The 7,204-nt window shown below is 41.9% G+C and carries 6 protein-coding genes; 2 read left to right on the forward strand and 4 right to left on the reverse strand.

Features of this window, described 5'->3' with window-relative positions; translation table 11 throughout:
* Positions 1-28 precede the first annotated feature (28 nt).
* The 3 genes from K1X82_04830 to K1X82_04840 all read right to left on the reverse strand — a co-directional run bounded on the left by K1X82_04830 (position 29) and on the right by K1X82_04840 (position 3,351).
* On the reverse strand, positions 29-1,018 hold the full coding sequence (locus K1X82_04830; protein ID MBX7181416.1) for a proline iminopeptidase-family hydrolase: 990 nt from the start codon (positions 1,016-1,018) through the stop codon (positions 29-31).
* Positions 1,019-1,022: 4 nt separating this feature from the next.
* A complete protein-coding gene (locus K1X82_04835) occupies positions 1,023-1,475 on the reverse strand; it encodes a RecX family transcriptional regulator (protein MBX7181417.1) in 453 nt (150 codons plus the stop codon).
* Between the two features lie 304 nt (positions 1,476-1,779).
* Entirely contained in the window at positions 1,780-3,351 is a 1,572-nt protein-coding gene (locus K1X82_04840) for an FGGY-family carbohydrate kinase (protein ID MBX7181418.1), read from the reverse strand.
* A gap of 199 nt (positions 3,352-3,550) precedes the next feature.
* On the opposite strand from K1X82_04840, the gene K1X82_04845 reads away from it, so the two are divergent.
* Complete coding sequence (locus K1X82_04845) at positions 3,551-4,939, forward strand: sigma-54 dependent transcriptional regulator (GenBank protein MBX7181419.1); 1,389 nt, start codon at positions 3,551-3,553, stop codon at positions 4,937-4,939.
* Between the two features lie 1,090 nt (positions 4,940-6,029).
* On the opposite strand, the gene K1X82_04850 is transcribed toward K1X82_04845, so the two are convergent.
* On the reverse strand, positions 6,030-6,365 hold the full coding sequence (locus tag K1X82_04850; protein MBX7181420.1) for a YbjQ family protein: 336 nt from the start codon (positions 6,363-6,365) through the stop codon (positions 6,030-6,032).
* Between the two features lie 70 nt (positions 6,366-6,435).
* Here K1X82_04850 and K1X82_04855 point away from each other — a divergent pair, with 70 nt between their 5' ends.
* Entirely contained in the window at positions 6,436-7,026 is a 591-nt protein-coding gene (locus tag K1X82_04855; GenBank protein ID MBX7181421.1) for a sugar transferase, read from the forward strand.
* Positions 7,027-7,204 lie beyond the last annotated feature (178 nt).

Consider the following 7,204-nt stretch of genomic DNA (forward strand, 5'->3'; position numbering starts at 1 on the left):
TCAGGCGGATTCCATCCCATCTACCTTCCTACTTAAATCGGGAAAGAAAGTTGAGTAATCCTTTAAAATAACTTTCCTGATCGTCCCACATACTTAAATGACTTCCATTTTCAGTGAGGTAAAAACTGGAGTTAGGAATCAGGGATGCCATTTTACGAATATCATCCTCACGCATAGTATCAAACTTACCAACCGTGAGGTAAGTTGGGACCTTTATTTTACTTAAGTCATTCCAACGGTCCCAGTTACCGAAATTGCCGGTAACTACAAACTCATTATTTCCTTGAATGGTATTGTAAACCGGGGTTGCCATGTGACGAAACATACGATCTACCGGCTCGGGCCAGGGAACCACCCGACAGATATGCGCATTGTATAGTTTTTCGATGAGGATTTTTTGATACTCGGGATTGTTGTAGTCATCGGCCTTTTCATATTTCTGCAGCAAGGCTTCGGTTTCAGGGCCAAATTTGGATCGCAACTCGTTAATATACTTGAGATAAGAAGGGATACTGGCGGTCATATTAGAAATAATCAGGCCTTGCAGGTGTTGTTGGTATTTTAAGGCATACTCGATACCCAACATACCGCCCCAGCTTTGTCCATATAGTACAAATTGATCCAAGTTCAAGGCTTTTCGCACTTGTTCAACCTCTTCAGTAAACCGGTCGATGTGCCAAAGTTTGGTATCGGTAGGTTTATCGGAATATTCGGAGCCTAATTGGTCATAGTAATAAAACTCAATTCCTTGCTGAGGCAGAAAGTCTTCAAAACATTCAAAATATTCGTGTGTACAACCGGGTCCTCCGTGCAGGGTAAGCATTTTCAACTTTCCTTTTCCTATCTTCTTGGTCCAGACACGGTATCCGTTGTCGAGGGTAATCATGCGGACTCCACCGGTTTTAATATCGGCAGAAGGTGATGAAGAAGGCTTTGCAAAGCCAGACAAATAAGGCAAAGTGGAAAATGCAGCTGTACCCAAGGCTGCTTGTTGAAGAAATTGGCGTCGATTGCTCATAGGATTAGTCGAGGTTTAGGATATTTTTTATTAATTCGGGTTCAAAACCTTTGGAAAGCAGGTGGCGAAAAAGCTTAACACGCGCATTAAAATCGTCGGAGTCCAGGGAAGCCAGGTTTTTCTTCTCTGCCGCTTTTTGCAACATGGCCCTGTATTCTTTATCGGGGATTTCCTGCAGGCCGGCACCAATTAGGGTTGAAGGAATACCCAATTGTTTGAGTGCTGCTCTGATTTTTATTTTCCCCCAGCCCAATTGTCTGAACTTTCCAATACAATAGGCAGAAACAAAGCGTTTTTCGTCGATGAACTTTTGCTTTTCCAATTCGGCAATTACCTGAATGCTTTCTTCTTTGGTAGCTTTCCAAAAAGCCAGTTTCTTTTGTACTTCCGACTTACAGCGTTCTTGTTCGGCACAGTATTTAGCCGCTTTTGCCAGCAAGGTTTGGTAAGATTCCATAAAAGCAAAGATGAGAAAGGTTTACGAACTTGCAAACCAAAATTCATACCCGGGAATCCTTCATGAAATTTCACTATAGCCCATTTGGCAGATGGTTAGCAAAACCATTTTCGAAGTGCGCATGTGTGGGGTTGCACCTCGGGCAACGATAGAGGCAAGTAGCCCACAGGACACCGAAGGCGTTAGCCTAGGTGGACGAGGACTACAGCCGATAGCGTGACCTGAACGCCCTTGAAAAAAGGATAAATTTGCACTAGATTTTATGGGCGGAAGGGGCCCGCCAAATCAAAAAACAAGTCCTAAATCAATGATTCAAAAGCTTAAAAATCCCTTTGTTTTTATCGTAAATTTTGAGGAAAATCTTAAACCGTTCATCATACATTCTGGTAAATTCCTTGCGTGGATGGTAGGTGTTTTTCACCTTCACGTTGTTGCCAAACTCGTCGAATTTCATCTTTCCAATCGCTTGTAATGCCAACAAAGCGGCTCCACGGCTGTTGCTCATAATGGGATCATCCATTTGACGGATGGGGCGGTTATACACATCGGCCAAAATTTGACTCCAAACATCGCTTCTGGCTCCACCTCCGATAAAATTTATGGCATCGAACTGCTTACCCACCATTTTTTCAACGTACATCAGCAACCAGCGAGTATTAAGCGCAATGCCTTCATACACCGCACGAACCATTTGCGGACGGCGGTGATTCAGACCTAAATTGTAAAATCCACCCCTCACGTGGTGATCCTCCACAGGAGATCGTTCGCCGTACATCCAGGGTAAAAAGAGAAGTTGGTCGCTTCCCGGTGCCGTACTTGCAACCATTTCGTCGAGGCGCTTGTAAAAATCGGCAGGAGCCGGTTCTTGGCTTAATTCGTCCTGGTTATAAAACAGGTTATTTTTCAAAAAATTCAGGCAGGCACCGCTGGTTTCTTGTTCATTGGCCACCATATAACGGCCTGGAATAGCCGAAGGAATGGTAGTCATGTTGTGAAAGATATCGGTTTTCTTGTGAGGTAGGTGACAAACCAACCAACTGGAAGTTCCAATGTAAATATGTGGTTCATAATCTTTTACGGCACCGGAACCAACTGCTGCCGAGTGCACATCGGGTGTACCGCTAATAATTTTGGTTTCGGGAGATAAGCCCCATTTTGAAGCCAATTCAACAGAAATTGTTCCCAAAATACTATTTGCCGGCACCAAATCGGGCAACTTTTCGCGGTCGAGGTCCAGCATTTTAAGCAAACCTTTGTGATAACTAACCTGGTTGATGTTTCGGTTATCGGTGCACCAATGCAAGGTTATACAATCGAAAGAAGAAGCATAAATGCCTGAAAGCCAGAGGTTTAGATAATCTTTAGGTTCAAGAAATTTATAGGTTTTGGCATATAGTTCAGGAAAAACCCGTTTCATATACAAAATGTGACCAACCGGATCCTTACCGCTTTTGGCCGGTGCACCTCCGGTCAGGTTTACTAATTTCAGAATCTTATCGGCACCGTAACCTTCAATATTGATGGGACCGCTCACCCTTTTCATCACATCATCAGCGCCCCGGCTATCCATCCAGATTATGCTATTCATAAGCGGTTTGCCATCTTTCCCCACAGCTACGGTACCGCTCCACTGACTGGTGCAGTTGATGGCCTGAATGGAAGCAGGAGAAATTCCGGTTTTTTGAATCAGTGCAAAATAGCACTTCTCGATGGCTTCGGTCCAGTCCGACGGACGTTGTTCCGCTCCTCCCCCATCGCTCAACAGCAAAGGAACCTCCTGAAAAACATGGTCGATGCAGTTGGCTTTCTCGTCGAAAAGGGCCACTTTGGGTCCGGAAGTACCTAGGTCGATGGTAAGGATATGAAGTGATGACATGGTTGAAATAAAATCGGCTCGAATTTGGGAAAAATTGCCAAACAAACCCTCAATAATTTAGCAGGAAATCAGAACCGAAAATCCAACCAAAATCCGACAAGAGTGTTCGATATCGGACACAAGCAACAAAACCCCTATCTTTGCCAAGTGAGGCAGAACAAGGCTTTTAGAATTTGGCAAAATCATTGAAACCAATAACATGAACGAACCAAAGAATTCCATTCAAGTGGCAAAAATTTTAATGATCGACGATGACGAGGATGTGTTATTGGCAGCCCGTATCTTGTTAAAAAACTATTTTACCAATGTAGTTACCGAGAAGAATCCGGAGAAACTGATGAATTTATTGAGTCAGGACAAGTTTGATGTGATTTTGCTCGACATGAATTACCGAAGCCGGATTAATTCAGGCAACGAAGGATTGTATTGGTTAAGAAGCATTTTGGAAAAAGACAAAGATGCCATTGTGATATTAATAACAGCCTTTGGCGACATTGAATTGGCAGTTCGGGCAATTAAAGATGGTGCTACCGATTTTGTGCTTAAGCCTTGGCACAATGAAAAACTGGTTGCAACTATTCATTCGGCAATGGAACTTAGTAAAAGCCGAAAGGAAGTCATTGATTTAAAGAAAAAGAACCAAAATTTGGCTGAGCTAAGCGGAAATATTCCGGAATTCATTGGTGTTTCACCGGCAATGAAAAAAATCTTTGCCACCATAGAAAAAGTAGCCCCTACCGATGCCAACGTATTAATTTTGGGCGAAAATGGAACCGGTAAAGAGCTTGTTGCCAAAGCATTACACAGACAAAGCAAGCGAGGGAAAGAGGCCTTTGTTTCGGTTGATTTAGGCTCTTTGAGTGAAACCCTGTTCGAAAGCGAACTGTTTGGTCACGTAAAAGGCTCGTTCACCGATGCCAGAGAAGATAGGGCAGGTCGGTTTGAAGTTGCCAACAAAGGCAGCTTATTTTTGGATGAAATTGGGAATTTAAGCCTTCCCATGCAAGCCAAACTTCTAACGGCTCTTCAAACCAGGCAGGTAACCCGAATCGGCTCCAACAAAAGTGCAGGGATAGATATTCGCCTGATATGTGCTACCAACATGAAATTATACGACATGGTGGACGACAGCCAGTTTCGCCAAGATTTATTGTACCGAATCAATACCGTTGAAATTACCATTCCCCCTTTGCGCGAGCGACCCGAAGACATTGAACCATTGGCCAGGCATTACTTTGGTTTATATACGCGCAAATACTTAAAAACGGAGATGCAGCTAAGCAAAGAAGCTATTCAGAAGCTCAAATTTTATTCCTGGCCGGGTAATGTACGCGAGTTGCAGCATAGTATGGAAAGGGCTGTTATTCTAGCCGAGGGCCAAGTACTTCGGGATGAAGATTTTATGTTGGCTACTCAATCCAAAAAAGCCTTGGAAATGATGCCCATGACCCTAAATTTGGAGGATACTGAAAGGAGACTTATCAAGCAAGCTATCGACAAACATCATGGAAATATCAGTCGTGCGGCCGGAGAACTAGGTTTGACCCGTGCGGCCTTGTATCGTCGAATGGAAAAATTCGGTTTATAGTTTTTTAAGTATGCGGGCCCCCTTCCGCCTACCAGTTGTTTGCCGGAATTGAAGATTTTGCAAGTGGCGTTCGGGTCACGCTTTCGGCTGTAGTCCTCGTCCCCCTAGGCTAGCGCCGTAGGTGTCCTGTGGGCTACTTGCCTCTATCGTTGCCCGAGGATGCAAGCCCAATCTACCTTTCCTTTCCAATCAGTTGTGGTACAAGAAAAGGCTCAAAAAAAACAGGTGAATGTTTTTCAACGAACTTACGGTCCAAATTCAACCCAAAAACTGCCATAGAATTCTACTAGGGCTTCCAACTACACCAAATTCAAGGATTTCTAATGCAGGATTTGGATCTATTCCAATAATCAATTCCGCAATAAACCCAAAATTGTCAATAGAAATTTTAAACTACGTTTCGAGACAAGTGTTAGTAAGGCTTTCAAGTAATTTTTACCGAGAGAACATTATGTAATATCAATTTATATATTAGTTTTCTTATGTAAAATTGTTATAACATAATGTATCCTCGGCATATTCCTAAGTTTGAAAGAATACCGAGAGTACAAAATGAAAGTCCTATTAAGTGTTAATATTTCTTGTAAAATAGGACTAACATTTTGTTTCCTCGGCACTAACTAATACCGAATGTACATTATGTTTAGGCCAATTTTAGGTATTAATTCCTATTGAAAAATAGGCCTAACATACTGTATACTCGGTATTTACCAATCTAAATTTATAAAAGCCTTCGGACTATTTATAAATTAAAATTGGTATAACACTAGCTCGGGATTAACCCAAATCATCCCACATCCCATCGCGCTTGTCATTTGTTCACTTCGTTACAAATGACAATTTTGGGTTTATAACTATCAGGCTACTGCAAGATGGGAGCATTTTAAACCATCCATGTACTTATTTTGGAATTGTAAACTAGTCGGTCATAATGGGCTGCAAAAAAGATAGAAATGAGCAGATGCAAGAAATTTATAGCTCTTTATGTAAATCCCTTGCAGGTAGATTTAATCCATTTGGAGAAAAACTATGAAATAAAAACAGGTAGAGTTTATTTCAAATATCCAACCTACCAACCTAGGCAATTGACCTAATCGACTTTTTCTACTACTACAGCGGTGCCATAGGCAAGTACCTCGGTCATTCCGGCCATTACTTCATTGGCATCATACCTCATATTTATGATAGCATTTGCCCCAGCCTGATGGGCGTGAAAGATCATCAACTGGTAAGCTTCTTCCCTGGCCTTTTCACACAATTCCGTATAAATTGAATTTTTACCTCCGAAAATGGCCAATATCCCTCCGGCGAAATTCCCAATCACACTGCGTGAACGAACCGTAATGCCACGTACTAAACCTAATTGGCGTGTAACTTTATACCCTTCCAATCCGGTACTGGTTGTGATTAATAAACTGGTATTCATTTCCTAAATTTTAGGGTAAAAATAGCTAAATTCAAACACTATTGAGTCCTTTGCATTTACTTTGCATCTCATGCTGAAACGTTTTCTTGACATTTTCCTCTCTTTGGCGATTTTACTTGCAATTACTCCCATCCTGGTATTCATTGCCATGGCTATAAAATGGGGTTCAAAAGGTCCGGTTTTTTATAGGCAAGTAAGAATTGGCAAAGACGGCAAACCCTTTCAAATTTTCAAATTCCGAACCATGCGTCCCGATTCCGATAAATTGGGTCTACTTACAGTGGGTGGTCGAGATCCAAGGATAACCGCTATCGGCTATTATTTGCGCAAGTATAAACTTGATGAACTTCCACAATTTTTGAATGTTTTGGCTGGCGAAATGAGCATTGTAGGTCCTCGCCCCGAGGTAAAAAAATACGTTGATTTATATTCAACCGAACAAAAAAGAGTCTTAGAAGTTAGGCCCGGAATAACCGATTATGCCTCCTTGCTTTATAAGGATGAAAACGATGTTTTAGCGAAGTACCCCGACCCGGAACAAGCATACATTGATATCGTAATGCCCCATAAATTGAAAATAAACCTGGAATACATTAATAATCGAAGCTTTTGGATGGACTTAAAAATCATTGTACTTACTGCAAAGGGTGTAATTTCCTAACTTTGAACCGTGATTTATCGAAGCCGTTCCTTCTTACCTAGATGGGTTATATTCCTAACCGATGTAACCATTGTGCTGTTGGCTTTCCTGCTGGCTTACCAATTACGCTTTAATTTCCATGTTCCTAGTCACGAATCGTTTCGAGTAAAATCAGGATTAATTGCCTTGCTTCTGATTC

This window comes from Bacteroidia bacterium, from assembly GCA_019695265.1.
Taxonomy (GTDB): domain Bacteria; phylum Bacteroidota; class Bacteroidia; order JAIBAJ01; family JAIBAJ01; genus JAIBAJ01.